Origin of the sequence: Hymenobacter crusticola, from assembly GCF_002154225.1 — a bacterium.
Taxonomy (GTDB): Bacteria; Bacteroidota; Bacteroidia; order Cytophagales; family Hymenobacteraceae; genus Hymenobacter; species Hymenobacter crusticola.
The window spans coordinates 13420-39898 of record NZ_MTSE01000008.1 but is presented as its reverse complement, the minus strand read 5'-3'; the positions used below and the strand labels follow the sequence as shown (position 1 = coordinate 39898).

General features: G+C 54.7%; 23 protein-coding genes. 16 read left to right on the top strand and 7 right to left on the bottom strand.

The genetic code is table 11. The features are described from left to right. Positions 1-6 precede the first annotated feature (6 nt). The 5 genes from lpxD (at position 7) to BXP70_RS15940 (ending at position 4640) form a co-directional block, all read left to right on the top strand. On the top strand, positions 7-1047 hold the full coding sequence (lpxD, locus tag BXP70_RS15960) for a UDP-3-O-(3-hydroxymyristoyl)glucosamine N-acyltransferase (RefSeq protein WP_086595104.1): 1041 nt from the start codon (positions 7-9) through the stop codon (positions 1045-1047). Between the two features lie 151 nt (positions 1048-1198). After that, positions 1199-2593 carry a bifunctional UDP-3-O-[3-hydroxymyristoyl] N-acetylglucosamine deacetylase/3-hydroxyacyl-ACP dehydratase gene (locus BXP70_RS15955; RefSeq protein WP_086595103.1) on the top strand — a complete coding sequence of 465 codons (1395 nt, stop codon included), beginning with the start codon at positions 1199-1201 and terminating at the stop codon, positions 2591-2593. A 116-nt stretch (positions 2594-2709) separates the two neighbouring features. Continuing rightward, positions 2710-3507, top strand: a complete 798-nt coding sequence (lpxA, locus tag BXP70_RS15950; protein WP_086595102.1) for an acyl-ACP--UDP-N-acetylglucosamine O-acyltransferase — start codon at positions 2710-2712, stop codon at positions 3505-3507. Further along, positions 3507-4136: an ABC transporter ATP-binding protein gene (locus BXP70_RS15945; protein ID WP_086595101.1), complete on the top strand. Its 630-nt coding sequence runs from the start codon at positions 3507-3509 to the stop codon at positions 4134-4136. Before lpxA ends, BXP70_RS15945 begins: the two co-directional genes overlap by 1 nt. Before the next feature lie 138 nt (positions 4137-4274). Continuing rightward, positions 4275-4640 (top strand): hypothetical protein, encoded by a 366-nt coding sequence (locus BXP70_RS15940; protein ID WP_086595100.1) that lies wholly within the window; start codon positions 4275-4277, stop codon positions 4638-4640. A gap of 96 nt (positions 4641-4736) precedes the next feature. Here the strand turns inward: BXP70_RS15940 and BXP70_RS15935 are convergent, their stop codons facing one another. Together BXP70_RS15935 and BXP70_RS15930 are read right to left on the bottom strand one after the other, a co-directional pair. After that, complete coding sequence (locus tag BXP70_RS15935) at positions 4737-5495, bottom strand: DUF4197 domain-containing protein (RefSeq protein WP_086595099.1); 759 nt, start codon at positions 5493-5495, stop codon at positions 4737-4739. 207 nt (positions 5496-5702) lie between these two features. Further along, positions 5703-6542, bottom strand: coding sequence for a DUF4197 domain-containing protein (locus BXP70_RS15930; RefSeq protein ID WP_086595098.1), 840 nt, complete (start codon positions 6540-6542; stop codon positions 5703-5705). Positions 6543-6636: 94 nt separating this feature from the next. Between BXP70_RS15930 and BXP70_RS15925 the strand changes: the two genes are divergently transcribed. The 3 genes from BXP70_RS15925 (at position 6637) to BXP70_RS15915 (ending at position 9707) form a co-directional block, all read left to right on the top strand. After that, positions 6637-7893 carry a competence/damage-inducible protein A gene (locus BXP70_RS15925; protein ID WP_086595097.1) on the top strand — a complete coding sequence of 419 codons (1257 nt, stop codon included), beginning with the start codon at positions 6637-6639 and terminating at the stop codon, positions 7891-7893. An 86-nt stretch (positions 7894-7979) separates the two neighbouring features. Beyond that, positions 7980-9452: a dihydrolipoamide acetyltransferase family protein gene (locus tag BXP70_RS15920; protein ID WP_086595096.1), complete on the top strand. Its 1473-nt coding sequence runs from the start codon at positions 7980-7982 to the stop codon at positions 9450-9452. A gap of 39 nt (positions 9453-9491) precedes the next feature. Then, complete coding sequence (locus BXP70_RS15915; RefSeq protein WP_086595095.1) at positions 9492-9707, top strand: hypothetical protein; 216 nt, start codon at positions 9492-9494, stop codon at positions 9705-9707. Between the two features lie 79 nt (positions 9708-9786). Here the strand turns inward: BXP70_RS15915 and BXP70_RS15910 are convergent, their stop codons facing one another. The 3 genes from BXP70_RS15910 to BXP70_RS15900 all read right to left on the bottom strand — a co-directional run bounded on the left by BXP70_RS15910 (position 9787) and on the right by BXP70_RS15900 (position 15958). After that, positions 9787-11898: a S9 family peptidase gene (locus BXP70_RS15910; RefSeq protein WP_086595094.1), complete on the bottom strand. Its 2112-nt coding sequence runs from the start codon at positions 11896-11898 to the stop codon at positions 9787-9789. 280 nt (positions 11899-12178) lie between these two features. Then, positions 12179-14809 (bottom strand): valine--tRNA ligase, encoded by a 2631-nt coding sequence (locus BXP70_RS15905; RefSeq protein ID WP_086595093.1) that lies wholly within the window; start codon positions 14807-14809, stop codon positions 12179-12181. 222 nt (positions 14810-15031) lie between these two features. Next, positions 15032-15958 carry a helix-turn-helix domain-containing protein gene (locus tag BXP70_RS15900; RefSeq protein ID WP_086595092.1) on the bottom strand — a complete coding sequence of 309 codons (927 nt, stop codon included), beginning with the start codon at positions 15956-15958 and terminating at the stop codon, positions 15032-15034. A 319-nt stretch (positions 15959-16277) separates the two neighbouring features. On the opposite strand from BXP70_RS15900, the gene BXP70_RS15895 reads away from it, so the two are divergent. Then, positions 16278-17228 (top strand): carbon-nitrogen hydrolase family protein, encoded by a 951-nt coding sequence (locus BXP70_RS15895; protein ID WP_086595091.1) that lies wholly within the window; start codon positions 16278-16280, stop codon positions 17226-17228. A gap of 63 nt (positions 17229-17291) precedes the next feature. Then, complete coding sequence (locus BXP70_RS15890; RefSeq protein WP_086595090.1) at positions 17292-18515, top strand: N-acetyl sugar amidotransferase; 1224 nt, start codon at positions 17292-17294, stop codon at positions 18513-18515. A 192-nt stretch (positions 18516-18707) separates the two neighbouring features. Here the strand turns inward: BXP70_RS15890 and BXP70_RS15885 are convergent, their stop codons facing one another. After that, positions 18708-19055 carry a 4Fe-4S dicluster domain-containing protein gene (locus BXP70_RS15885; RefSeq protein WP_086595089.1) on the bottom strand — a complete coding sequence of 116 codons (348 nt, stop codon included), beginning with the start codon at positions 19053-19055 and terminating at the stop codon, positions 18708-18710. A gap of 261 nt (positions 19056-19316) precedes the next feature. Here BXP70_RS15885 and BXP70_RS15880 point away from each other — a divergent pair, with 261 nt between their 5' ends. From BXP70_RS15880 to BXP70_RS15870, 3 genes are all read left to right on the top strand, one after another. After that, entirely contained in the window at positions 19317-20330 is a 1014-nt protein-coding gene (locus tag BXP70_RS15880) for an acyl-CoA reductase (protein ID WP_086595088.1), read from the top strand. 126 nt (positions 20331-20456) lie between these two features. After that, positions 20457-20756: a hypothetical protein gene (locus BXP70_RS15875; RefSeq protein ID WP_086595087.1), complete on the top strand. Its 300-nt coding sequence runs from the start codon at positions 20457-20459 to the stop codon at positions 20754-20756. A 237-nt stretch (positions 20757-20993) separates the two neighbouring features. Next, positions 20994-21287: a hypothetical protein gene (locus BXP70_RS15870; protein ID WP_086595086.1), complete on the top strand. Its 294-nt coding sequence runs from the start codon at positions 20994-20996 to the stop codon at positions 21285-21287. Positions 21288-21415: 128 nt separating this feature from the next. On the opposite strand, the gene BXP70_RS15865 is transcribed toward BXP70_RS15870, so the two are convergent. Further along, a complete protein-coding gene (locus BXP70_RS15865; protein ID WP_179197713.1) occupies positions 21416-22291 on the bottom strand; it encodes a nucleoside phosphorylase in 876 nt (291 codons plus the stop codon). Between the two features lie 271 nt (positions 22292-22562). Here BXP70_RS15865 and BXP70_RS15860 point away from each other — a divergent pair, with 271 nt between their 5' ends. From BXP70_RS15860 to BXP70_RS15850, 3 genes are all read left to right on the top strand, one after another. Further along, the gene (locus BXP70_RS15860) at positions 22563-23195 is read left to right on the top strand and encodes a hypothetical protein (protein WP_086595085.1); all 633 of its coding nucleotides are present in this window, start codon (positions 22563-22565) and stop codon (positions 23193-23195) included. A 248-nt stretch (positions 23196-23443) separates the two neighbouring features. Continuing rightward, positions 23444-24658, top strand: coding sequence for a glycoside hydrolase family 76 protein (locus tag BXP70_RS15855; protein ID WP_086595084.1), 1215 nt, complete (start codon positions 23444-23446; stop codon positions 24656-24658). A gap of 118 nt (positions 24659-24776) precedes the next feature. Then, entirely contained in the window at positions 24777-26468 is a 1692-nt protein-coding gene (locus BXP70_RS15850) for a PNGase F N-terminal domain-containing protein (protein ID WP_086595083.1), read from the top strand. Positions 26469-26479: the final 11 nt, after the last annotated feature.

The following is a 26479-nucleotide window of genomic DNA, read 5'->3' as shown; positions in this document are numbered from 1 at the left end:
TGTCCGATGGAATTTACGGTAGGTCAGATTGCGGAGGTTCTCCGCGGTGAGGTCGAGGGCGACGCTACCCAGCGCGTCGATCGACTGGCAAAAATTGAAGAAGCGCAGGCTGGTTCGCTTACTTTTCTGGCCAACCTGAAATATGAGCCGCACCTCTATACAACGCAAGCAACAGTGGTTATCGTCAGCCGCGAGCTAGCGTTGCGCCAGCCCGTGCAGGCTAGCCTTATTCGCGTAGATGATCCTTACTCTAGCTTTACCACGCTCTTAGAGTTTTACCAGCAGAGCGCACGCACCGGGAAACGCGGTGTAGAGGAGCCTGCTTACCTAGGTGCAGACAGCGTAATTGGGGAGAATCATTACCGCGGGGCCTTTTCTTACATCGGCCAGAACTGCCGCATCGGGCAGAACGTGCTCATCTTTCCGCACGCCTACATTGGCGACCGGTGCGTGATTGGTGATGGCACCATCATCTATGCCGGGGCCAAGCTCTACGCCGATACGGTAGTAGGCGCGCGCTGCACCATTCACGCCGGAGCCGTGCTAGGGTCCGATGGCTTTGGCTTTGCCCCGCAACCCGATGGCTCTTACCGGGCCATCCCGCAGATTGGGAATGTAGTGCTGGAAGACAACGTAAGCGTTGGAGCAAATACGACCATCGATTGCGCGACGATGGGCTCTACGCTAATTCGCGAGGGCGCCAAAATTGACAACCTAGTTCAGATTGCGCACAACGTAGAAATTGGTCGCCACACCGTTGTTGCCGCCCAAACGGGAATCTCGGGCTCTACCAAAATTGGCGACTTCTGTGTGCTAGCCGGGCAAGCAGGTTTGGCTGGTCACCTGACTCTAGCCAACCGCACCACCGTCACGGCGCAATCAGGCGTAGGGAAGTCTATCAAGGTCGAAGGGGAGTTCTTGCAAGGTTCTCCAGCCTTCAATTTACGCGACAGTTTACGGGCTAACGCCATCTTCCGTCACCTACCGGATTTGGAGCGTCGCCTCGCGCAATTGGAGCGCAGCCGAAGCGAACCGGAAAAGCCCTAGCTTTGCCTTTTGAAAAGCTACAAGCTGTATGCTTCCGGCTGCAAGCACCGTGGTCTTTTTTGAACGTCTCTTTTCTTTTGATTTTTCTCGCTTGCAGCTCACAGCTTAAAGCTTGCGGCTTATAGCATGCAGCTTACAGCTTTTCAGCGTAATGAACGATAAGCAACATACCATTAAGGCACCGGTGACCGTCAGCGGCATTGGTCTGCACACAGGCGCTCAGGCCACGATGACCTTTTGCCCGGCTCCGATCAACCATGGCTACAAGTTCCAGCGCGTCGATTTACCGGGTCAGCCTATTGTCAACGCTGATGTTGACAACGTAGTCGACCTTTCCCGCGGCACTACTATCGAGCAAAATGGTGCCCGCATCAACACGGTAGAGCACACGCTAGCGGCGCTAGTAGGCCTAGAGATTGATAACGTACTGATTCAGCTGGATGGTCCTGAGCCGCCCATCATGGATGGCTCCTCGTATGAGTTTATCAAGCCGTTGCAGGAAGTGGGCTTGGAAGAGCAAAATGCACTGCGCAACTACTTCGAGATTCCCGACGAGATTCGCTACGTAGACAACAGCCGCGCCGTGGAAATTGCCGCGTTGCCGCTCAACAACTATCGCCTCACGGTGATGGTGGATTACAACTCGCCCGTGCTCGGCTCGCAGCATGCCTCGCTGACAGACATTTCACAGTTTCCGGGCGAAATTGCTTCGTCGCGCACTTTCTGTTTTCTGCATGAGCTGGAAATGCTCTACAAACAGAATCTCATAAAAGGCGGTGACCTGAGCAACGCCATTGTGGTCGTCGACCGGGTAGTGACTGACGACGAGCTGACGGACCTAGCTAACATGCTCGGTAAGCCCAAAGTGGCCGTGAAGAAGGAAGGCATCCTGAACAACGTGGACCTGCGCCACAAAAATGAGCCCGCCCGCCACAAGCTGCTCGACTTGGTAGGTGACCTAGCCTTGGTAGGCCGCCCACTGAAAGGCCAGATCCTAGCTGCTCGCCCAGGGCATGCGGCCAACGTAGCGTTTGCCAAGCGCATCAAGAAGAAGATGATGGAGGTGAATGCCAACGCGGTACCGACCTACGACCCAGCGCGCACGCCGGTGATGGACATCAACCAGATCAGCCAGACGCTGCCCCACCGCTACCCTTTCTTGCTCATCGACAAGATCATTCATCTTGACACGGAAATGGTGACCGGCGTGAAAAACGTGACCATGAATGAGCCTTTTTTCCAAGGCCACTTCCCTGGCAACCCTGTTATGCCGGGCGTCATTCAAATTGAGGCCATGGCTCAAACCGGTGGTATTCTGGTGCTTAACTCCGTACCCGACCCCGAAAACTACTGGACTTACTTCATGGGTATTGAGAGCTGCCGTTTCCGGCGCATGGTCAAGCCGGGCGACACCATTATCTTCCGCTGCCAATTGCTAGCTCCCATCAAGCGTGGCATCGCCAAGATGAGTGGCAAAGCCTATGTAAATGGCAAAGTGGTTATGGAGGCTGAGATGTCAGCCAGTATCGTTCGCAAAAACGCCTAGTTTCAATTAGCAATTACCACCTAGCATCTGACAATGCCGCAGCCGTCCCTTTCGTTGACTTGTGGCTATGGAGATGAAACTGATAATTGTTAAGGGATAATTGATAATTGAAAATAATGAACCAGCCGCTCGCCTATATTCACCCCGAAGCTAAGATTGCCCAAAACGTGGTAGTAGAACCCTTCACTACCATCGACAAGGACGTTGAAATCGGGGAAGGCACCTGGATCGGGCCCAACGTGACGATCATGTCGGGGGCCCGCATTGGCAAGAACTGTAAGATATTCCCTGGTGCTGTTATTTCGGCTATTCCGCAGGACCTGAAGTTTGCCGGCGAAGTAACAACGGTACACATCGGGGATTACACGGTTATTCGTGAGTGCGTCACGGTAAACCGCGGCACGGTAGATCGTATGCGAACGGTAGTAGGCCGCAATTGCCTGCTGCAAGCGTACGTGCACATTGCCCATGATTGTATTGTGGGTGATAACTGTGTTATTTCCAACTCTGTGCAAATAGCTGGTCACGTTGAAGTTGGGGATTGGGCTATCATCGGAGGCACCTCGGCCGTACACCAATTTGTGCGCGTTGGGCAGCATTCGTTCATCGGTGGTGGCTCGCTCGTGCGGAAAGATGTTCCGCCCTTCGTAAAGACGGCCCGTGAACCGCTAACCTATGCTGGCGTCAACTCCGTGGGGCTGCGCCGTCGTGGATACTCGGATGCCGCCATCTTGCAGATTCAGCAGTGCTACCGCTTGCTATTTATGAGTGGCCTGAACACGAGCGATGCGCTGGATCAGATAGAGCTCGATTTGCCTTCCAACCCTGAGCGCGACGAGGTCGTGAACTTCGTGCGCAACTCGGGTCGGGGAATCATCAAGGGATATTCGCGCAACAGCGACAGTGGCGACTAATGCAAATTGAGGCAACCAGCCTAGGCAAGCGCTTTCACCGCGACTGGATCTTTCGGGGTCTTACACACACCTTTCAACCTGATACCGCAACGGCCATCCTAGGTCCGAATGGGTCGGGCAAGAGTACGTTGCTCAACACGCTTTCGGGACAGTTGCTGCCCACGGAAGGAACACTCACGTACTCCTACCAGGGAAAATCGGTGGCGGTGGAAGAGGTACCGCAGCTACTCGCCTACTGCGCCCCCTACCTAGAGTTGGTAGAAGAGCTTACGCTTACCGAACTCCTGCACTTTCATACGCGCTTCAAACCTCTACAAGCAGGTTTAAGCACCGAAGGGCTCATTGAGCGTATGTACTTGGAGAAGTCGCGCCACAAGCTCGTACGAGATTTTTCCTCAGGGATGAAGCAGCGCCTGAAGTTAGGTATTGCCCTTTATGCGGCAGCCCCGCTCCTGCTCCTAGATGAACCTACTACTAACCTCGATCGCACGGGTGTAGAGTGGTACCGCGAGCATGTGCGGGCCACTGCTTCTGGCCGCTTAGTACTCATTAGCTCCAATGTGCCAGAAGAGTACGACTTCTGCACCACACAGCTCGACGTGACGAGCTTTGCCCGCTCAGTTCGCTGAGCTAGCTAATCTTAGCTAAACCGTAGAAATTCTCGCAGCAAAAATCCGGTTTTGACCCCAACGCAAAACCTCTTCCTCCCGTATCTTCGCTCCGGTAACCACACCTAACTGTTCACAATTACCCGCCCTCACCCGGCCATGAGACAATACGACGACCTCGACGACGACTCCCTCGATGATGACGACCTGGATAGCTACGCCACCAAAGGCGGTGGTAAGTCCAGTGGAAACCCCGAAGATCAGCTAAGCGCCAAATACGCTGACTACTTAATGTGGCGCGACACGGGTTCGTCGCACGACGAGGCGCTCGACCTAGCAAGCATGACGGAAGAAGAATTCACCGCAGCTGAAGCGGCAGAAGACCCCGATAGCAGTGGTTTTTCGAGCCTTGACGACGATGACGACTTCGGTAGCGACGACCTTGACGATGACGACGATGATTACGGCAGCCACCGCACAGGCCGCGGCCGCAGCACCCGCTACAGCGAAGACGACGACTTTTAGGACGTTGCGCAGCTGATCACGTCAGCTGGCCAGCACAAAAAAGCCTCCGCTCAATTTTACTGAGCGGAGGCTTTTTTGTGCACAAAGCATGCGGACCTAGCTTTTGCCAAATACGCGCTTGAGCAAGTCGGTAGTGCGCGCCACGGGGTTTTCCCGGATGTTGGCTTCTTCCTGCGCTACGAGCGTAAACAGACCGTCAATGGCTTTGCCGGTGGCGTAGTCGTTCAGGTCGGTATTCACAGGTGTCACGAGCGGAATCTTGTTGTAGCGCGTCGTTAGGTCGGTGTAGTAGCGGGTGGCGCTTACCTTATCCAGTGACTGCTGAATGATCGGCTTGAACGCGGTGGTGAGTTGCGAGGTCGTTGTGCGCTTCAAATAACTAGTAGCGGCATCTTTCTCGCCGGTCAGAATGCCCCACACATCTTTGAATGTCAAGCTTTTGATGGCAGACAAGAAGATAGGTTTGGCGCTTTTGGCAGCATCTTCGGCGCCGCGGTTAAGCGACAATTCAAACTTATCCACTTGCGAACCTAGGCCAATGGTACGCAGGGTATTAGCCACGCGCTGAGCATCGGGCGGAAAAGGAATCCGAATGAGCTTGTTCAGGTAAAAGCCGTCGGTTTTGGATGCTTGGTCGGTGCCTTTGCTAATGCCTTGCACCAACGCTTCTTTCAGGCCATTGGCCGCTTCCGTCTGGCTAACGTTGCCGGTGCCTGTTGTGGTAGATGACGTAGTGGTTTTGGGAATTTGTGACTTTAACACTTCCCCTAGCTTTCCCAGCCTGATCTGCGCGGAGGCCGCGAAGCTGAGCCCAAGCAACGCGGTAAGAATCAAAGAATGACAGATTATTTTCATAAGTCAGCAGAACAAAAGAACAATGGCTTTGGGTGCCGTATGTAGCGATTAAGACATAAATCAGACCAAATCAGCCCTTGGTATGACCATGGAAGCCAGCAACAACTATATTTTTTGTTAGCAGAGTGAAAAACAAAGCCGTTGGCTGCCTAGGCAACCAACGGCTTTGGTAAGCTAGCTCTCTCGCTGAACGGCTACGGCTTCGGATTATTTTCCGAACACACGCTTCAGAATTTCGCTGCCGGCTGCAGCTGGGTTGGTCCGGATTTTACCTTCTTGGGCAGCAATCAGCGTGAACAGACCATCAACGGTTTTCTGAGTCGCATACGGCTCTAACTCCTTGTTGAGGGGTGTCACCATCGGGATCTTGTTGTATTTGGCGGCCATCTCGGCGTATAGCTTGGTCGCACCAGTTTGCTGCAACGACTGCTGGATGATGGGCTGCAAGGCCGTTTTCAGTTGGTCGGCCGTTTTGTTGTACAGGTAAGTCGTTGCGGCGTCATCCTCTTTGCTCGTCACAATGCCCATGGCGTCGGCGAAGCTCAGATTCTGCACGGCGTTCAGGAAAATAGGCTTGGCTTGCGCCGAAGCGGTTTCGGCGCTGCGGTTGAGGGCAACTTCGAAATTATCAACAAGGGCGCCCATGCGCAGCTTGCGAAGTGTAGCGGCTACCATCTCGGCTTCGGGCGGAAAAGGAATCCGGATGTCGGCGTTGCCGTTGAAGCCGTCGGCTTGGCTTGCCTGCTCGACGCTGTTAGTTACGCTTTGCACTAAGGTTTCCTTCATGCCGCTGGATGCTTCGGCATCTGTGAGCGGGGCCTTCACGACAGGAGCCGGTGCGGGCGCGGGAGTGGCCGCTTTGGTGGTCGTCGTTTTGGCCGCGGTTTTCGTAGCGGGTTTAGCCGTCGTTTTTTTCGTGGCCGTTGTTTTGGCCTTTGTGGTTGTCGTCTTGGCTTTAGTCGTGGTGGTTTTAGTTTGCGCCGAAGCGGTGTAAACGCCAGCCAGACCTAGGGCAGTAGCAATGAAAAGAGTACGAAATGCGGGCATAAGCAAAAAGACAAAAACCAGACGGCCCTTGTGGCGGTCTTATCCGTCGTGACCACAAATTACGCCAATTCCTCCACCCTCCACTCCTAGCTCCATGCCCCTCCTCCCCGACGTTGAAATTATGACCATTGGCGATGAGCTGCTCTACGGACAAGTTATCGATACCAACTCCGCCTTTATGGGCCAGGAGCTGGCCAAAATCGGCTTGCGCGTACGCCAGATCAGCAGCGTCTCTGACCGTGCCAGCGAAATTATAACCGCCCTCGACCTAGCGCGCCAGCGCGCGCAGGTCGTACTCATCACTGGGGGCCTAGGGCCCACCAAAGACGACCTTACTAAGCACGTACTAGCGGGTTATTTCAAAACGGAATTGGTAATGCACGAGCCGACGCTGCGCCACGTTGAAGGAATCTTTGCTCGCTTCAACCGCCCGATGCTCGATGTAAACCGCCAACAAGCTCTAGTGCCAGCCAACTGCGAAGTGGTATTCAATGCGGTGGGTACGGCGCCGGGGATGTGGTTTGATGACCAAGGCACCGTGTTTGTGTCGATGCCAGGGGTACCGTTTGAAATGAAGCGCATGATGACCGACATCGTGCTGCCCAAGCTGCAAGCGCACTTTCAAACACCAGCTATTGAGCACGTAGTTGTGCAAACGGCGGGCATTGGCGAATCGTTTTTGGCGGAGCTGATTGAAGATTGGGAAAGCGCACTGCCGGCTAACGTGAAGCTAGCTTACCTGCCTTCCCTGGGCAATGTGCGCTTGCGCCTTACGGGTACCGATGATGGGCACCCTGATCTGCGGGGTCGTATGGAGGCGCTGCTTCCTGCGCTGCGTGCCCGTATTGGCGAGTATATTTTTGCAGAGGAAGACATTCCGCTGGAAGCCGCTGTGGGCCGTTTGTTAGCAGCGCGTAACTTGACCATTGGTACTGCGGAGAGCTGCACCGGGGGCTTCCTGGCGCACAAGCTCACGAGCGTGCCTGGTAGCTCGCAGTATTTTATGGGCAGCGTGGTAGCGTACTCCAACGATATCAAGATCAAGCAGCTAGGTGTGAACCCGGAGACACTGGCGGCGCACGGCGCAGTGAGCGAAGCGACCGTGCGCGAAATGGCGGAGGGCTTACGCCATAACCTAGGCGTCGATGTGGCGTTAGCTACCAGCGGTATTGCTGGCCCCGATGGCGGCACGCCCGACAAGCCCGTGGGCACCATCTGCATTGCCTACGCCGACCAGCACCAAACTGTGAGTCGCCAATTCACCTTCAACCGCGGCCGCCAAATCAACGTGGAGTACACCACCACAACCATCCTGAACTTGCTGCGCGTGAGCCTGCCGCCGCTGGCATAGGGCCGCACCCTGACTTTCCTATTACCTTTGGGCCAAAATTCCGCACCCCCACCCAATCAATAATTCAACCCAACCCCAATAACTGCATGGCACGAGTGGAAATGGTGATGCCCAAAATGGGCGAAAGCATTATGGAAGGCACCATTCTGAAATGGCTCAAACAAGTAGGTGACCCCATTGAGCAAGACGAATCGGTGCTGGAAGTAGCTACTGACAAGGTAGATACAGAAGTACCTGCCATTCATGCCGGTGTATTACAAGAGATTTTGGCCCAGGAAGGCGAGGTAGTAGCCGTGGGCGCACCCATTGCTATTGTAGAGACGGACGTAGCAGCGGCTCAGCAAGCAACGCCATCAGCCGCACCCGCGGCCCCAGAGCCAGTCGAACAGGAAGAAGTAGCCGCTGCGGTGCCTTTCCTGCCTAGCCCTAACAAGCCAGCCGCCGCACAAACGCATGCCGCGCAGCCTAGTGTAGCGCAGCCGGGCCGTTTTTACTCGCCATTGGTGCTGAACATTGCACGGCAAGAAGGCATTTCCCTAGCCGACTTAGAGCAGATTCCCGGCACGGGCCAGGATAATCGGGTCACGAAAAAGGATATCTTGACGTACGTGACCGACGGCAAAAAGCCACTAGCGCAGGCCGAAGAGCCAAGTGCTCCGGCACCTGCGACCCCAGCTCCAAGTCCCGAACCTGCTACACCGGCACCAACGGCCGCGCCTGAGCCTAAAACTGATTCAGCCCCAGAAAAACCGGCTGCCCCGGCTAACGAAGCACCCGCCCCGACGCCGGCCCCAGCGCCCAAACCGAGCAATGCACCTGCGCCAGGCAAGCCGGCGCCATCGGTAAGCGGCCAAGATGAGTTGATCGAAATGGACCGCATGCGCAAGCTAATTGCGCAACGCATGGTGGACTCTAAGCGCATTTCGCCCCATGTTACATCATTCGTAGAAGCTGATGTAACCGAAATTGTGAATTGGCGCAACAAGCACAAAGAAGCCTACCAGAAGCGTGAAGGAGAGAATCTGACGTTTACGCCTATTCTGGTACAAGCCATTGTGCGCGCCATCAAAGACTTCCCGAACATCAACGTGTCGGTGGAAGGTGACTACATTATCAAGAAGCGCGATATCAACATTGGCCTCGCCGTGGCGCTGCCTTCTGGCAACCTCATCGTGCCGGTCGTTCACAAAGCCGACGAATTGAACCTCAATGGTTTAAGCAAGCGCGTGAATGACCTAGCTAACCGCGCCCGGCAAAACAAGCTCAAGCCCGAGGATCTGGAAGGCGGCACGTACACGGTGTCCAACGTGGGCTCGTTTGGCAACGTGATGGGTACGCCCATTATCGTGCAGCCGCAAGTGGCCATTATGGCCCTAGGTGCCATCAAGAAAAAACCAGCCGTCATCGAGACTCCCCAAGGCGATCTGATTGGCATTCGACACTTTATGTTCTTGTCGCACTCTTATGACCACCGCGTGGTTGATGGATCGTTGGGCGGCATGTTTGTGCGCAAAGTAGCCGACTACCTAGAACAGTTCGATCCGAATACTACGATTTAAGACGCAGCGCATCCAAGCTGTTGCGCCTGCTATTACCGCATGAAAAACCTTCTTTTCCTCCTAGCCCTCCTCGTTTCGCTAGGCACTATTATTTATTTGTACCAACAGCTCTCGACCACAGAACAGGCGCTGAAATTGGCCGAAAAACGCTTCGCTGATTGTGAGCAAGTGACCTTTCAGCTGCAAATGCAAAAGCAAGGCATCACGCCTCGCGGCGGACAGAACGTAGCCGTTGACACGCTATCCGGCGAATAAGGACCTAGGTCTCACCAAACAAAAAGCCCCGTCGAACGACGGGGATTTTTGTTTGATGTACGAAGCTCACGCTACACGCTTACGAGTTCAAGCCGAGCAGCATCAGCATGAAAGCGTACTGCCGGGCCGTATCGTTGATGGACTTGAAGCGGCCGGAGGCGCCTCCGTGACCGGCCGCCATATCAGTGTGGAGCAGCAGCAGGTTATTGTCAGTCTTCATGGTGCGCAGCTTGGCGACCCACTTAGCCGGCTCGAAGTACTGCACTTGCGAATCGTGCAAGCCGGTGGTCACGAGCATGTTGGGGTAGGCTTGCTTCTTCACGTTGTCGTAGGGCGAGTACGAGAGCATGTAATCGTAGTATTGCTTCTGGTTGGGGTTGCCCCATTGGTCGTATTCGCCGGTGGTCAGCGGAATACTTTCATCGAGCATGGTGGTTACAACATCTACGAACGGCACAGCTGCAATAACGCCTTTGTAGAGGTCAGGACGCATATTTACCACAGCACCCATGAGCAGCCCCCCGGCGCTACCGCCCATGGCGAATAGCTTAGCGGGTGAGGTGTACTTCTCCTTAACCAGGTAATCGGAGCAGTCGATAAAGTCGTTGAAGCTGTTGATTTTGTGCAGCATACGACCATCTTCAAACCACTGCCGACCCATTTCCTGCCCGCCGCGAATGTGGCAGAGCACATAAGCAAACCCTCGGTCGAGCAAACTCAGGCGAGCCGCGCTGAAAGTCGGGTCTTGCGAGTAACCATAGGAGCCGTAGGCGTACTGCAACACTGGCGCGTTGCCGTCCTTTTTGAAGCCTTTCTTGTAGACAATGGCAATCGGCACCATAGCGCCGTCGCGGGCCTTCACAAAGGTGCGCTCCGTTACGTAATCTTCTTTCTTGAAACCACCTAGCACGGCCTGTTGCTTACGCAGGGTGCTCTTGTGGGTATTCATGTCGTAGTCGTAAGTGGAGGGCGGCGTGGTGAAGGAGGTATACACGTAGCGCAGTACCGGCGTATCAAACTCCGCATTGGCGCCAAAGGTGGCCATGTAGGCCGGCTCGTCGAATTTGAGGTAATGCTCCTGTTTGCTCTTCCAGTTAATGACGCGCAGTTGCAGCAAGCCATTCTTGCGCTCATTCACCACTAGGAAGTCGCGAAACAAGTCGAAGTCGTTGATGAACGCATCTTTACGGGCTGGAATCACATCTTTCCAAGCGGTTTTGGCCGTATTGCTGGTTGGCGTCACCATTAGGCGGTAGTTCGGCGCTTCCCAGTTCGTACGCACGTAGAAGTTGTCGCCCATGTGCTCAATGCTGTACAGGTGGTCCTGCTCGCGAGGCAGAAACGTTTTGAACTCGCCCGTGGGAGTGGTAGCATCTAGGTAACGGAACTCGTTGGAGAGCGAGCTACCAAGTTGCAGGAAGATGTATTTCTTTGATTTCGAGCGACCTATACCTAGGTTGAAGGTATTATCCTTCTCCTCATAAATCAGCATATCTTGCTTTGGGTCGGTACCTAGGGTGTGGCGGTAGAGCTGGTAGGGCAGCAGCGTTGTCACGTCCTTCTTGGCATAGAATACCGTCTTGTTGTCGGCGGCCCACACGGCATTGCCGCTGGTATTCGGGATGGCTTCGGGGTACACCTTCCCCGTTTTTAAGTCTTTGAAACGCAGCGTGTACAGTCGACGACTCACCGTATCGGCACCGTAGGCCATGAGCTGGTTATTGTCGCTTACCTCGTAGCCCCCGATGGCGAAGTAGCTCTTGCCTTTGCCCATTTGGTTGGCGTTGAGCAATACTTCTTCTGGGGCTTTCAGGTCGCCTTTCTTGCGGCAATAGATCGGATATTCCCCGCCGGTTTCGTAGCGGGTGTAGTAATAGTAGCCATTGTCGCGGTACGGTACCGATTCGTCCTGCTCCTTGATGCGGCCTTTAATTTCGCTAAAAATCTTGCCTTCTAGGGCCTTCGCGGGCGCCATTTTCTCATCGAAATAGGCATTTTCAGCGTCTAGGTACTTGATTACTTCTGGGTTTTCGCGCTCGTTGAGCCAGTAGTAGTTGTCGGTGCGTGTATGACCTAGGGTAGTCAGCTGCTTGGGCTTAATGGTAGCCACGGGCGGGTTACCTGGCTGCGCTTGCGCCGAGCCGAGGGCGAGCACGCTGGCACCCACTAGTAAAGGGTTGACGTTTTTCATGCGTTTGGGATGCAAAAGTGGAAGACGCGTAAAGCAGCACTAATTTGCTTTCGCTTCAAAGAAACGCGAGAAGCTAGGTTGGCTGCATGCTTCGTGGCGAAATGTTGACGGTTTGTTTCTAGCCTCATCCTTCCGAACAGTGCCAGGAACCTAGGCCACACCCAAGAGCATTAGCCAGCTTCCCCACGTCATTCGAAATAACTGATGCGCGGGCAAGCCTGAAAGCAAGAAGGCCACCTAGGTAGGCAGCCTTCTCATGTAAAACTAAATGATCTTCCATTTACAGCGAAGCTAAGCTTTGCTCCAATGCTGCAATTTTGGCTTCAGCGTCGGCTTGCTTTTGCCGCTCGCGCTCAATTACATCGGGCTTAGCGTTCTGCACGAATTTCTCGTTGCTGAGCTTTTTCAACACCGACTCCAAGAAGCCGCGGTTGTACTCAATCTCCTTCTCAATGCGCACTCGCTCCGCCGCCAGGTCAATGTGGCCTTCTAGCGGGATGAAGAACTCGCTGGCGCCCTGTACGAAGCTCACCGCACCAGTCAGCCCTTCGTGCACGAAGCTCAACTCGCTCACATTAGCGAGCTTTTTGATGATAGGCGCATAAGCGGCTAACAATTCCTGCTCCTCTGTTTTGGCGGCTACTACCAACGGCTTGCTTGGGCCGATGTTCTTCTGGTTGCGCACGTTGCGGATACCGGCCACGACGTCGAGCACCGTGGTCATGCGGCTGAGGATGTCGGCACTGCCCGCAACCGGCGTCAGCTTGGGCCAGGGCGCCACGCAGACGTATTCCTTCGCGCCGCGCGGAGCTAGCTCGTGCCACAGCTCTTCGGTGATGAAGGGCATGAACGGGTGCAGGAGCTTCAGCAGCGTTTCGAAGTAGCCGATGGTGTGCTTCAGCGTCTCGGCATCAATGGGTTGCTGGTAGGCGGGCTTCACCATTTCCAGGTACACCGAGCAGAAATCGTCCCACACGAGCTTGTACACCGTCAGCAGCGCATCGTTCATGCGGAACTTCTCGAAGTGCTCGTCGAGCTGCACCAGCGTTTCCTGCAACCTAGCCCCGAACCACTCCACCGCTTTTTCGCTGGCGAAGGGCAAATCTTGGTTTACTTCCCAGCCTTGCGTGAGGCGGAAGGCGTTCCAGAGCTTGTTGGTGAAGTTGCGGCCTTGCTCGACGAGTTTAATGTCGAAGAGCAAGTCGTTGCCGGCCGGGGCTGAGAACAGCATGCCGGTGCGTACGCCGTCGGCGCCGTATTGGGCAATGAGGTCGAGCGGGTCGGGCGAGTTGCCCAGCTGCTTGCTCATCTTGCGGCCCTGGTCGTCGCGCACGATGCCGGTGAGGTACACGTTGCGGAAGGGCACTTCCTTACGGTATTCCAGCCCGGCCATGATCATGCGCGCCACCCAGAAAAACAGAATTTCGGGCGCCGTTACGAGGTCATTGGTCGGGTAGAAGTAGTTGACGTCGGCGTTGTCGGGGTCCTTAAAGCCGTCGAATACCGAAATCGGCCACAGCCACGACGAAAACCACGTATCCAGCACGTCTTCGTCTTGGTGGATGTCAGTTAAAGCTAGGTTTTCGTTGCCGGTCTTCTGCCGAGCTAGCTTCAGGGCTTCTTCCTCGTTCAAAGCCACCACGAACGAGCCGTCTGGCAGGTACCACGCAGGAATGCGCTGACCCCACCACAGCTGGCGCGAAATGCACCAGTCGTGCACGTTCTCCATCCACACCCGGTACATGTTCTTGAACTTGGGCGGGTGCAGCTTGATTTCGTCGGTTTCCACGGCGGCCAGGGCAGGCTTCGCCATCTGGTCCATTTTGCAGAACCATTGCAACGACAAGCGCGGCTCAATCACCGCCCCCGTGCGCTCCGAGGTTTGCAGCACGCTTTGGTACTCCTCAATTTTGTCGAGCAGACCGGCTTCCTGCAAGTCCTTGGTAATCTGCTTGCGCGCGGCGAAGCGGTCCTGGCCCACGTAGAGCACAGCTTTCTCGTTGAGCGTGCCGTCGTTGTTGAGAATGTCGATGACGGCTAGGTTATGCTTTAGCCCTAGCTCGTAGTCGTTCAGATCGTGGGCCGGGGTTACCTTCAGCGCCCCCGTGCCGAAGTCAATGGCCACGTACTCATCCAAAATAAGCGGAATCTCGCGACCTAGCAGCGGAATGTGGACTTTTTGGCCGTGCAAGTGATTGTAGCGCTCATCATTGGGGTTCAAGGCTACCGCCACGTCGGCCATGATGGTTTCGGGGCGCGACGTAGCAACGGTCAAGTACTGGCCCTCCTGCCCTACTACCTCGTAGCGCAAGTGGTACATTTTGCCCGTCACGTCTTTGGCAATTACCTCTTCGTCGCTGATGGCGGTTTGGCCTTGCGGGTCCCAGTTCACCATGCGCACGCCGCGGTAGATCTGACCTTTTTGGTGCAAATCCACAAACACGCGCATTACAGCTTCAGTCATTTCAGGCTCCATGGTGAAGCGCGTCCGGTCCCAGTCGCAGCTGGCACCTAGCTTTTTGAGCTGCTCCAGAATGATGCCGCCGTACTTTTCTTTCCAGTCCCAAGCGTGCTTCAAGAACTCCTCGCGGGTGAGGTCGCGCTTGTTGATGCCTTGCTCTTTGAGCAGGGCCACCACCTTGGCTTCCGTGGCAATAGAGGCATGGTCGGTGCCGGGCACCCAGCACGCTTCCTTGCCCTGCATGCGGGCACGGCGCACCAGCACGTCCTGAATAGTATTGTTGAGCATGTGGCCCATGTGCAGCACGCCCGTCACGTTGGGCGGCGGAATGACCACGGAATAAGCAGGTTTGCGGGGGTTCGGTTTGGCTTTGAAAAAGCCTTGCTCCTGCCAGCGCTGGTACCATTTGGCTTCAACGTCGGCGGGCGTGTAGGTTTTGGCGAGGGCCATCGGCGGTTAAAATCAGTTCAGAATCCCTACAAAAGTAGGCAATTCGCGGCGGGGCGGGAAACGCTAGCCACAAAGGCCTAGCTGATGCCCAGGGAACATAGCAGAGGTTCTATTGCACAATGAGTTCAGATCCGTGGGCAAGGATTCCCAACAGAAAGCTAGGGAGGCAAAACAAGCCTAGCAGGACTAAGCTCCCTCCACTTAATAATTCAAACAATTGCACTAGTCTCGAAAAGCGCTGGGCACTAGGCCCGTTTGCCGCTTGAAAAAGGTGCAGAAATGCGCCACGTCCGCAAAACCTAGACTATCGGCAATTTCAGAAACGGTCCAGTTGGTTTGCTTCAGCAGAATTTTCGCCTCCTGCACCACCCGGTTTCCGATCAGCGCCGTGGTCGTCTGCCCGGTGGTTTCCTTCAGAATCCGGTTCAAATGATTCACATGTACGGCTAGGTGGTCGGCGTAATCTTTGGCCGAGCGCAGGTGCAATTGCTGCCTGGGAATAGCCAGTGGAAACTGCCGTTCCAGCAACTCGGCAAACAATGCTGTTAGCCGAGCCGACGCATTGTGTGCGGGCGCCACAAGCGGGGTAGGCTGCAACTTCTGACCTAGGTGAATGAGTTCCAACAAGTAGGCGCGTAACAGGGCGTACTTGTACGCATAGCCAGAGGTCATTTCTCGCGCCATCTTCTCAAAAACGCCTTCTAACAGCTGATATTCTGCGTCCGTTAGCTCCCATACTGGGCAAGCGCCCAACTGAAAAACCGGCAATTCTTCCAGCCCAGCCCCGTCCCTAATTGGCAGCAGAAACTCGTCGGTAAAAATGCAGAAATAGCCGGTTTGGTTTGCGTCGTGGGGCTGCCAGCGGTAGGGCACTTTGGACGTAGCAAACCATAGGGCTTTGCCTTCGACCTCTATCGCGCGGTCAGCAATTTCGACCCGACTTTTTCCGCGAATTAAACTGATTTTGTAAAATGGCTGCCGGTCAAACGTCATGGGCGGCCGGTTAGGGTAGGTGAGCATCAGATCCGTCACGTTGAAGACGTTAAAATGCCCGACTTCCTGCTGCATGTTCGGCGGCAGACCTTCTCCTCCCACCCGACTTATAGCTGCAAACTTGGTATAGAACGCTTCAAGCGGGTTAGCTTTCATGTTTCTCTTGCTGTAAGAATCAAATATAAGGTATTCATTGCCATACGCCCTTCGATGCACTGCTAGGCCTGGGGTAGCTTTTAAATAAAATAAGGAACGGGCTAGCATAACAGGGGTCGGTGAGCAACCTGAACAGACGGGCGTGGCGCCTAGCTAGCAGCGCATTCTCCTGTTGTTATTCGCCATTTGCGGTAATTGCGCAATATGTTTGTGGTATGCGAGCAGAAGCAACTTAGCTTTTTAGCGAAAGGCCAGCTTCTTTTATAAATTCCGCTGGTATTTTTGAAGTCCTCGCTTTTGCTCTCCCTTCGCCTTGCTTATGGCTCCGCTGTTCTCGCTTCTTCGGAAAAAGACACCCAATTTGGTACCTGACCCGGTAGCTCCGCCCGCGCCGAGTGCCGACACGCCGGCTCCTATTGCTACCGAAGTCGTCCGTATTGGCATGGGCCAGTTGCTGGTAGAAGGTGGCGAGCCTCAGCGCAACCTCGACCGCGCTGCCCGTATGATTGCCGAGGCCGCCGAACGGGGCTGCGACCTAGTGTTGCTCCCCGAAACGCTCGACTTTGCCTGGACCCACCCCAGCGCCCTGACCGAAGCGCAGCCGATTCCAGGTGCCTTCAGCGACCGGCTGTGCGCGGAAGCTAGCAGGCACAACATCTACGTTTGTGCGGGCCTCACCGAAAAGCTAAACGGCCGGAACTACAACACGGCCCTTCTTATCAATCCGGCGGGCGAAATAATTGTCAAATACCACAAAATCAACTTGTTAACTGTTGAGCAACCTTTCTACAACGTCGGGCAAACCTTGAACGTCGTGGATACGCCGCTGGGCAAAATCGGGGTGAATGTTTGCGCCGACAATTACATCGACGGGTTGGCCATTGGGCACACCCTAGCACGCATGGGCGCTGAGTTTATCCTGGCGCCTGCCTCCTGGACGGTCGATTATTCCATCACCGAGGAGCACGACCCCTACCAGGAAAAGTGGGTAAAACCGTTCAGCATCTTGGCCCAACTCTACAACGTAGCCGTCGTTAGTACTACCTCCGTGGGCTATATCGTGGGCGGACCGTACGAAGGCAAGAAAAGCATCGGTTGCTCGCTGGCTGTTGATGCAAGTGGCATTCGGGCTCAGGGCACGTTCAATGAATTTGCCGGCGAACTGATTATGGCGGAAGTGCCCCGCCCTATCCGTGCGGAAAAAGGCACTGCCATCGGCGACATGCTGCTCCGCAAAGGCTACCAATTCGACCACCTACCTAGGTCCTAGCCGTAACGCAAGCCGGCTGCTTCCTTCTATTTTTACTCGCTTTTCTGCCCTCCCCTACTCCCTATGCCGCACCTTACATCCGAGGAATCTACCCTGGCCAGCACTTCACCCCGCCACTTTTCCCACACCAAAGAGTACCAGCGCTGCGTGCGGTGCATCATGGATACCACCGTGCCTGGCATTCATTTCGACAGCAAGGGGGAGTGCAACTTCTGCGTGCTACACGATAAGCTGGACCGCGCCTTTCCACTAGGAGAAGCTGGGCGGCAAAAGGTGCAGGAACTAGCAGCCGACATCAAACAGGTAGGCAAAGGCAAAAAGTACGATTGCGTGCTAGGTGTCAGCGGGGGGCGCGATAGTTCGTTTACCTTGTGGTACTGCGTAACGCAGCTCAAGCTACGCCCCTTGGCCGTGCACTTCAACGATGGCTTCGGCAACCCCGTGGCGGGCGAAAACATGGTAAAAGCCTGCCGCAAGCTAGGGGTCGAAATGCGCACTATCACCTCCGATTGGCGCGAGTCGAAAGACCTCAAGATTGTGTTCCTGAAAGCTTCCACCCCGGATATGGAGGAGGGCACCGACCTAGGTATTGCCACGGCGCTCTACGGCGTGGCAGCCAAAGAAGGCATTCAACGCATCGTCATCGGGCAGTCGTTTCGCACGGAGGGCATCGCGCCGCTTTCCTGGAATTACTTGGATGGCAAGTACTTGAAAGCTGTGCATAAGCAGTTCGGCACGGTACCGCTGCGGCCCTGGTCGCCCAACGACCCTGGCTTCAATCTGGATCTGAAGGAGATGTTCTACTACACGTTCCTGCGCCGCATCAAGACTGTCACGCTGCTTTACCACGTCGACTACGTGCGCACCGAGGTGAATGAGCTGCTAGAGCGGGAGCTAGAGTGGAAGAATCCGGGGGCTCACTACTTCGATGACCTCTACCAAAGTGTGATCTACTACTTGAACCGCACCAAGTTCAATATTGATCGGCGCTTATTCAACTACTCGGCCTTGGTGCGTTCGGGGCAGATGTCGCGCGAAGCAGCCTTGGAGCGCACCAGCCAGATCAACTCCATTGAGGATGAACGCGTCATTGATCTTTGCATCAAACGCCTGGGACTGACCCGCGCCGAGTTCGACCAGATCGTGGCCGCGCCACCCAAAACCTTCCGCGACTACCCCAACAATTACGGACTTATTCGCTTGCTGCGCTGGCCGATCAAAATACTAAGCCAGTTCAGCTTACTGCCCGAATCGGCCTACGACAAGTATTTCAACTGCGGCACCTAATCTAGACCACGGATTTGACGGATTTTTCGGATGTCACGGATTTTGTAGCCGGCACCAACGCAAAGAGGCACCCTAGGGTAGGGTGCCTCTTTGAGCTTTATTTACATTCTAAAAGAGTGTAGAATACACTTACAAAAAATGCGTCCACGAAATCCGTGGCATCCGAAGAATCCGTCGAATCCGTGGTCTAGATTAGCTTGCGTGGAGCCAGTCTTTCTTGGCCAGCAGCTTTTCTTCCGATTCGCGGTAGTCGGGGTCGTCTACGCAGCAGTCGACGGGGCACACGGCAGCGCACTGGGGTTCCTCATGGAAGCCCATGCATTCGGTGCACTTGTCCGAAACGATGTAGTAGTACTCGTCAGAAACCGGCGTTTGGGGAGCAGTGCCGGATACCACTTGTCCGCCGTCTACGGCTACTTCTTTCAAGGTGGTGCCATCGGCCCAGCGCCATTGGGCGCCGCCTTCGTAAATAGCGGTATTAGGGCATTCTGGTTCGCAGGCACCGCAGTTGATGCACTCGTCCGTTATCATGATGGCCATAGCCGTTTTCCTCTGGGTTTATTTCGGTGAATGACGATAAATACGCAAAAAAGGCGGGCATGGCCCGGCTTAACTAAGCAAAAGTAGAAACTAACCCGTAGCCTTGCGAGCTATTTGCCAATTTTAACGGCCGCAGAAGGACATTGTGCCCCAAACTGCTGTTATAAATTCACAAAGATAAAGTGTCAATACCGTATCCCCTTAGGGCTACTCACGGTACGGCACCTCACCACCTACTAGTTAGTACTCAATATTTCTCCGATGACCCATTCCGAACGCCTCGCTGCTTTTGTGGCCTTGGGGCGCCGTCTAGAACAGCTTACCGCCGACGAGATAACGACGCTTGCCGCAAGGGCCCGCAACACCAACGCGTGGTTTGATGCGCCCAATGTAACGACTGCCCTGCGCGGTATCGCGTACCTACTGGCCGAAGAGCCCTTACGCACCTGGGCGGCCCGTTACCCCGCCGAGCCGGCTGCGTCGCGCCGCGTGGGCGTGGTAATGGCCGGCAATATTCCACTCGTCGGTTTCCACGACCTGCTCTGCGTGCTGGTCAGCGGCCATCAGCTGCTGGCAAAGCCCAGCGCCGACGACACCGTACTGATGAATTGGGTAGTGGAGGAGTTGGTTCGTATCGAGCCCCGCTTCGCTGAACGCTTTGCGTTTGTACCCCGCCTTAATGCGGCCGATGCATTCATTGCTACCGGCTCCGACAACACGGCCCGGTACTTCGAGTATTATTTCAGCAAGAAGCCCCACCTCATTCGGCGCAATCGCACCAGCTTAGCGGTGCTCACGGGGCAAGAAACGGCAGCCGAGTTAGCAAAGCTAGGTCCTGATATCTTCCAATACTACGGCCTAGGCTGCCGCAACGTATCGAAGCTTTTTGTGCCGGCAGACTACTCTTTTAGTCCCTTGCTCGATGCTTTACAGCCTTGGGAAACGGTACTGAATCATCATAAGTACCAGAACAACTACGATTACAATAAGAGCATTCTGTTGGTAAACCGCGTGCCGCACTTCGACACGGGCTTTCTGCTGCTCACGGAACATGCGCCGCTGGTATCGCCAATTTCGGTAGTTCACTATGGTACGTACGCCAACGAAGCCGACCTAACAACACAGCTAGCTAGCGTCGCCCCCCAAACTCAGTGTGTCGTTTCGGATAACGGCTGGTATACGGGCAGCCTCGATTTCGGGCAAGCACAGTTACCCACCGTCGGCGACTATGCGGATGGGGTAGATACAATGGCCTTTTTGGCCGGAATAGCGTAATACCATCGTAACATAGCCCTAAGCCCATTGCTGCGCCAACCACGCGTTTGGGTTTAGCGGCTTGTTTTGGGCTTCCATTCCACTGCCTGTCGTTTTCTGTTACCCTCACCTGTATCCTAGCTGCCTATGCAACCTCTTGAGCAACAAGATGTAGAGATTATCGAGAAAGAAAGCATCCCGACCCTGCATTTCCCACCCGACGACGTGCTGTCTGACCTTGCCGAGCAGCAACAGCGACGCCATGATGCGGAACGTGCCACGGCACTGGGCAACGCGTATCACAACAAAGTGAACATCTATTTCCAAACAGATGATGGCGCCACCAAATGCGTAAGCACATCGGTGTGGGCCACGCACGAGCAGTATATCACTCTCAAGGCGGGTATCACTATCCCGTTGCGGGCGGTGCTAGGGTTCACATTCTAACGACTTTTTCGCTAGCTACCTTACTTCGACAAAAAAGCTGATTTAACTAGTAACAGAGAGGCTGTTGCAGCAGAACATACACTGCGGCAACAGCTTTTTTTTGGATATAAAGTACATAACAAAGATTGCCGATAACTAATCACACATTTTTAACTTTTCTCATTTTCAAGCATTGTATATAATATATATTAACTGCACATTAGCAGGAAATAATCCATCTATCATTCCTACCCACGTATGTATACCTTACCTAACGAAATGGTTAGCAGAGAAACCATTTCTACCATGCGCTTTCCCACTTCCGATGTCCTGACAACCATAGTCGAGCGCCAACAAAGACGTTGGCAAGCCGAAAGAGCGGCTGTGTTAGGCAATGGTTATCAGAGCAAAGTAAATATTTACTTCCAAACGTCCGATGGCTCAACCAAGCGCGTTCATACCACGGTGTGGGCCAGCGATGCAGAATTCATTTCACTTAAATCAGGAAAGGCGCTGCCCTTACGTGCTGTGTTAGGCTTTGATTTTTACTAAATATAGTATCGAACTCAGACAGTTTGACAAAATATAACTATTACAATAATCCCCAGGATATCTAGCTACGCTAGCTTGTTTCCTGGGGATTGTTGTGTGTTTGCCCTGATGCAGTCGTAAGCAGGAGCTTACACCCGATCGAGCGTCTTGATGATTAAATCATTGACAACCGCCTCCGAATCGGGAGCAAACTCACCGGTGGCGCGGTTCACAACGATGGCATTCAGGGAAGTTACCTCGTGGCCTAGCATCCGCCCTAGGGCATAATAGCCAGCCGTTTCCATCTCAAAATTGGTGAGCCGGAATTCGCCTTCGGCGCTGTTGTAGCGGAAGTTCTGGAAGCGGCTGATGAGGTCGGGCTGGCGCAGGTCGAGGCGCAGCACGCGGCCTTGCGGACCATAGAAGCCGGGGCAGGTGAGTGTGTTACCCGGAATCATACCAGCACCTAGCTGCTCGCGGAGCAGGTCGGAGCCGCGCACGCAGTACGGCCGGTAGTCGAGCCCCAAGGCTTGCTGCACCCCCGCGCCCACTTCTACCTCCAAGCCCGTTTCGACTAATGGATAGAATTGCATGAGCGAATCGAGCCCCACGGCGTGTTCCGTCACCAAATGCGAGCCAACCGGAATATCTGCCTGCAACGCCCCGCTGGTGCCCACCCGCACGATACGCAACGTAATGCGCTCCTCGTGTGGCCGCAACGTGCGCGTTACGAAGTCAATATTGACCAATGCATCCAGCTCATTAAGCAGAATATCAATGTTATCGGTGCCCATACCAGTGCTAATCACGGTGAGGCGTTTGCCTTTGTAGTAGCCGACATGGGTCACAAACTCCCGCTTGTGAATCTGCGTCTCGATGGAGTCAAAATGCTGGCTCACTAGCGCCACCCGCGCCGGGTCGCCCACGGTAATGATGGTGTCGGAAATATGGTCAGGTAACAAGTTGAGGTGGTAGATGCTGCCGTCGCGGTTAAGCATCAGCTCCGATTCGGGTATGGCGATCATAGGGAGTGCGGGTTAGTGAGGGTACAACGTACGGGCAAGCTAGGCAACGGTTTTGTAAGGTTGCTTGCGCCGGGTAAAAGTACCAGTTAGGGGTAAACTAATGGAACGTAGTTGAACGCGCAGTGCGAGTAGCGAAACCGAGCGCTGTCTCCACTCGAGCAAAAGCTAGCTTCTATTTTTGCTTACTTACCACCACCGTAGGCTAACACAGCGCTGGCGACAAATAAGCATGACTCGTGATGTGCAGCGTTAAAAACCTCGTTCTATTATTATGATCGATTCGCGCTCCAAAGCCTTCTTTAGCGTCATGCTTTTGTGGCTGTTCTATCCCGATCCGCTCAAAGCGCAGCAGGTCATGGCAAGCACGCCCTTGCATCTGTTCTTTCAGGCCAACTACGACAGCACGATCATTTATCAAAGCAGTTCCTCCTGGTATGAGTCGCCTAATTACTTAATCATTGCTAAACAGAAAGAACGCATTTACTTCTTCACGTACCGCAGCCCTTACCTAGGTACAGCAGGAGTCAATTATCCCGGCAAACTGACCACAAGCTTTTCAAAGCAGGAACAGCGCTTCCGCAGCACCACGCCCGATACGAACCGCTACTTCCTTCCCAAAGCGATAGTACCTGCTACGCTCTTGCGCTCCTGGCAACTAGTACGCCCTCATCAACTTTGGGCTTTGAAGGATGATCAGGCTTCCGGCCAAGCTACCAACAAGTGTGTGGTAGACGATGGCGATGAAAACACTTTCTACCTTATTGATAGGAAAGCCATCAAAACGGCGTCGTTCTACGCGCCTGATTTCTTCGAGGCATGCCTGGGAACAGATCTAGGCCGGCAACAGGCTATAGCGACAAGGGACTTATTACGGGCCCTACAGCGAAGTGTGATCGAACGATAAAGTGCGCTGGCTAGTGGGAGCGGTCAAGAACTGACTGAGCAGGAAGCCACCTTGCGGTAACTCTCAGCACGACAGTCATAAAAATACTTCCCTCGCCCGTTGGGGGTGCGGCTACTTCGTGGCTTTTATTATGCAGAGAGAAGCGCTTGCCTAGGGTCCGGCGGCGCGCTCCGCCGGACTTCGCGTGCGGCTTTACTAGCGCTATTACCCGTCTGAACTATAAAACCCCACCGATTAAACCCAAACCCATGTGTACAAACGATTTTACTTGCCACCCCGAGAATCTTGCCACGGTGCCTGCTAGGCGAAAGCTGAAAACGGGTCGGGTGATCCTGCCGGCCTTGCTGCTGAGCCTGCTCGCTGGCTGCCAAAAGGAGGATTTCCATGATACCCTAGGGACAGGTTTATCTTCCACGCCAGCAAGCTCCTCGGCGGTGGTTGCCAAAAGTGAAGCGCTGCTAGCCTTAAGCAGTTATGACAACAAGTACTATAACCAATACGGAACCTATGGCCCTTCCTTCAAAGCCAACTACTGGTTTGATATCGCAAAAACCAAGCGCATGGATTTCTGGACCCAGGCCGAGGCCATCGAAACCGTGATTGACGCCTATAATGTAAACCCCACCACCGAATACAAAAACAAAATCCAGTACCTCTACAACGGCATGCGCGATGCACACGGCCTGCTGTGGAGCAGCAACGAGTTCAACGACGACGTCATCTGGGGCTCGTTGATGTGCATCCGCGCCTACGAGATTTGGAACGACGGCGGCATGCTCGACATGGCCCGCCAGAACTTCGACTTGGTGTGGGCCCGGGGCTGGGACACGACGCTGGGCGGGGGCTTGTGGTGGAAAACCGATAAGCTGTCGAAAAACACCTGCGTCAACGCGCCAGCCGCTATCTGCGCCATGCGGCTCTATAAGGCCACCGGCAATACCGCCTACCGCGACAAAGCCAAACTGATCATGGACTGGCTGGTATCGCGCATGTACGTCGCTTCCACGGGGGAAGTGAAAGGCGCCATGAACCAGGCGGGCCAAATCACGGAAGGCGCCTTGCTCTACACGCAGGGCACTTTTATCGGGGCAGCCAACGAATTGCGCCCCTACTACACTAGCCCCGACTACCGGACGATGGGCCTGAAAGCAATGGACTATGCCCGTACCAGTTTATCCAAATCGCCCGGTGGCATTTTGCAGGATGAAGACGCGGTGCTGGACATCCAGGGCGGAAAGTCCATTTTTGCACGGTGGGCCTGCATTTTCGTGAAGGAAACCGGCACCGCCGCCACCTATGGTCCCTGGCTGGATCTGAATGCAACCCAAGCCTGGTCGATTCGCAACTCGAACGGCATCATGTGGAACCTGTGGAGCACCCGGACCTCCGACACGGAGAATCTGAACTCGTGGCGCACGAACGGCGGCGTGTCCATGATGCTCAACCTGTACCGTTTCCGCTAGGTTAAACGAAAGTTTACGGTAGCCAAGAAGGATGGCCCTACCTAGAAAAAGTTGACCTCTCGGGGTCAACTTTTTCTAGGTAGGGCCATCTGGCTATCTTGCCCCTGACTTAGTCTGTATGAGATACCTATTCCTGTTTGCCTGCCTGCTGTTTGCCGTTGCCAGTGTTGCCCAGCAGCGTGCCGTTGTCACCTACGAGGTAAAGTACCACGGCAAGGAAGTACCCGGCGGCCGCCTGAAGCTAGTTATTGATGGGCAGCGGGCGCATCTGCAACGAGTGGCCGATACGAAAGCAAGAGAACAGCTGTACCTGGACTACGCTGCCAATCGTACCCTACAGGTACTCACCTTGCAGGACAACACCCACGTCACGCAGCTGAAAGAGTTCAAGGAGTACGAACAGCCGGAACTGCTGCCGGGCACAGAAACCATCCTAGGGTATCCCTGCAAGAAGGCCAAAGTGATTATTCGCTCCAATACGGTGGAGGTTTGGTACACCAATGCCCTGCCCCTGAAAGGCACCCCTAGCATTGGCGTCACACCGGGCTTAGGGCTGGTTTTGAAAATGGTCCGTAACGGGGAGCAGGAAACCGTTGCCACCCAAATCCAGACCAGCAAGGTCAAAAGCACCGACCTCGCCTGGCCAACTCCCACCCAAATGGGTCCGGTAGTTGATGCGGCTACCTACAACCAACAGGTGATTGAAAGCCGCTTCCAGACCGTCTCGGTTTTCGATCGGGAACAGATTTCGTTTGGAAATAACCAGCCAAACCCAGCGGAAGGACAAACCAACGTCACGTACCACTACGCCGGCGGCACGGTGATTTTGAAGAAAATTCGGTTGCCCGAGTACGTCGCGGGCACGCAGGTGTTCGCGGAGCTGACCCAGTATTCCAACGGCGATGCGTATGACCGGACGGGCTCCGTGTTTATGATTCCGCTGGATAAGCAGCAGTCTTTCCTGAACGGGCTGCAACAAGGGGTGAAAGCCTTGCCGGTGTATAAAGAGAAGTACCAGGGGGTGGTGGCAACCGACCAATATCTGCCCCCGCTGGAGCTGATGCGGTTTTTCACCCCGTTTGGCGTGCGTAAGTACAACGCGGCTTCCACCATCAAAGGCTATACCTGGGCAGACTCGGCCGTGTTCCGGCAAGACCTGACCGAGCTCCACTCCCGCTTGCAGGGCGACGTTTGGATTGGCGTGTTCGTTGGCAACTACGACAAAGGCGGGCATGTCGTGAGCCTGCGCTTGAAATACTATCCTGGCAGCGGGGACGGCAACCAAAAGCTAGGTCAGGTGGTGCTCCCGATCTTCAACACCACCAACCTGATGGAAATGGCAGGCCAGGAATACGGTACGATGTTCGAGCGCGACTCCCTGACCGTCACGGTAGATATCCCGGAGGGGCTGAAGAACGTACAGCTCCGCTATATCACCACCGGCCACGGCGGCTGGGGCGGCGGTGATGAGTTCAACCAGAAACTGAACGAACTCTTTGTGGACGGGAAACGGGTGTACCATTTTATTCCCTGGCGAACCGATTGCAGCACGTATCGGCTGCTCAATCCTTCCTCCGGCAACTTCGGCAACGGCCTGTCTTCGTCCGACCTGAGCCGCTCCAATTGGTGCCCCGGGAGCCTCACCCCGCCGGTGTACATCCCCCTACCCGACTTGCCTGCCGGCAAGCACACGTTCAAAGTAGCTATTCCGCTCGGGAAGCGAGAAGGCACTGCGTTCAGCGCCTGGAATGTATCTGGCTGTTTGCTAGGAACAACGAATCCAGCAGGAGGTGCGCCAAGCGTAAACTAGATGGCGTTACC

What these genes read in the sequence shown, in the direction of transcription:
- BXP70_RS15910 (WP_086595094.1), bottom strand. Translation starts at nt 11,898, where the DNA reads ATGAAAAACGTCAACCCTTTACTAGTGGGTGCCAGCGTGCTCGCCCTC.
- BXP70_RS15870 (WP_086595086.1), top strand. Translation starts at nt 20,994, where the DNA reads ATGTATACCTTACCTAACGAAATGGTTAGCAGAGAAACCATTTCTACC.
- BXP70_RS15955 (WP_086595103.1), top strand. Translation starts at nt 1,199, where the DNA reads ATGAACGATAAGCAACATACCATTAAGGCACCGGTGACCGTCAGCGGC.
- BXP70_RS15900 (WP_086595092.1), bottom strand. Translation starts at nt 15,958, where the DNA reads ATGAAAGCTAACCCGCTTGAAGCGTTCTATACCAAGTTTGCAGCTATA.
- BXP70_RS15940 (WP_086595100.1), top strand. Translation starts at nt 4,275, where the DNA reads ATGAGACAATACGACGACCTCGACGACGACTCCCTCGATGATGACGAC.
- BXP70_RS15945 (WP_086595101.1), top strand. Translation starts at nt 3,507, where the DNA reads ATGCAAATTGAGGCAACCAGCCTAGGCAAGCGCTTTCACCGCGACTGG.
- BXP70_RS15890 (WP_086595090.1), top strand. Translation starts at nt 17,292, where the DNA reads ATGCCGCACCTTACATCCGAGGAATCTACCCTGGCCAGCACTTCACCC.
- BXP70_RS15905 (WP_086595093.1), bottom strand. Translation starts at nt 14,809, where the DNA reads ATGGCCCTCGCCAAAACCTACACGCCCGCCGACGTTGAAGCCAAATGG.
- lpxD (WP_086595104.1), top strand. Translation starts at nt 7, where the DNA reads ATGGAATTTACGGTAGGTCAGATTGCGGAGGTTCTCCGCGGTGAGGTC.
- BXP70_RS15915 (WP_086595095.1), top strand. Translation starts at nt 9,492, where the DNA reads ATGAAAAACCTTCTTTTCCTCCTAGCCCTCCTCGTTTCGCTAGGCACT.
- BXP70_RS15895 (WP_086595091.1), top strand. Translation starts at nt 16,278, where the DNA reads ATGGCTCCGCTGTTCTCGCTTCTTCGGAAAAAGACACCCAATTTGGTA.
- BXP70_RS15885 (WP_086595089.1), bottom strand. Translation starts at nt 19,055, where the DNA reads ATGGCCATCATGATAACGGACGAGTGCATCAACTGCGGTGCCTGCGAA.
- BXP70_RS15920 (WP_086595096.1), top strand. Translation starts at nt 7,980, where the DNA reads ATGGCACGAGTGGAAATGGTGATGCCCAAAATGGGCGAAAGCATTATG.
- BXP70_RS15930 (WP_086595098.1), bottom strand. Translation starts at nt 6,542, where the DNA reads ATGCCCGCATTTCGTACTCTTTTCATTGCTACTGCCCTAGGTCTGGCT.
- lpxA (WP_086595102.1), top strand. Translation starts at nt 2,710, where the DNA reads ATGAACCAGCCGCTCGCCTATATTCACCCCGAAGCTAAGATTGCCCAA.
- BXP70_RS15925 (WP_086595097.1), top strand. Translation starts at nt 6,637, where the DNA reads ATGCCCCTCCTCCCCGACGTTGAAATTATGACCATTGGCGATGAGCTG.
- BXP70_RS15880 (WP_086595088.1), top strand. Translation starts at nt 19,317, where the DNA reads ATGACCCATTCCGAACGCCTCGCTGCTTTTGTGGCCTTGGGGCGCCGT.
- BXP70_RS15850 (WP_086595083.1), top strand. Translation starts at nt 24,777, where the DNA reads ATGAGATACCTATTCCTGTTTGCCTGCCTGCTGTTTGCCGTTGCCAGT.
- BXP70_RS15935 (WP_086595099.1), bottom strand. Translation starts at nt 5,495, where the DNA reads ATGAAAATAATCTGTCATTCTTTGATTCTTACCGCGTTGCTTGGGCTC.
- BXP70_RS15855 (WP_086595084.1), top strand. Translation starts at nt 23,444, where the DNA reads ATGTGTACAAACGATTTTACTTGCCACCCCGAGAATCTTGCCACGGTG.
- BXP70_RS15865 (WP_179197713.1), bottom strand. Translation starts at nt 22,291, where the DNA reads ATGATCGCCATACCCGAATCGGAGCTGATGCTTAACCGCGACGGCAGC.
- BXP70_RS15875 (WP_086595087.1), top strand. Translation starts at nt 20,457, where the DNA reads ATGCAACCTCTTGAGCAACAAGATGTAGAGATTATCGAGAAAGAAAGC.
- BXP70_RS15860 (WP_086595085.1), top strand. Translation starts at nt 22,563, where the DNA reads ATGATCGATTCGCGCTCCAAAGCCTTCTTTAGCGTCATGCTTTTGTGG.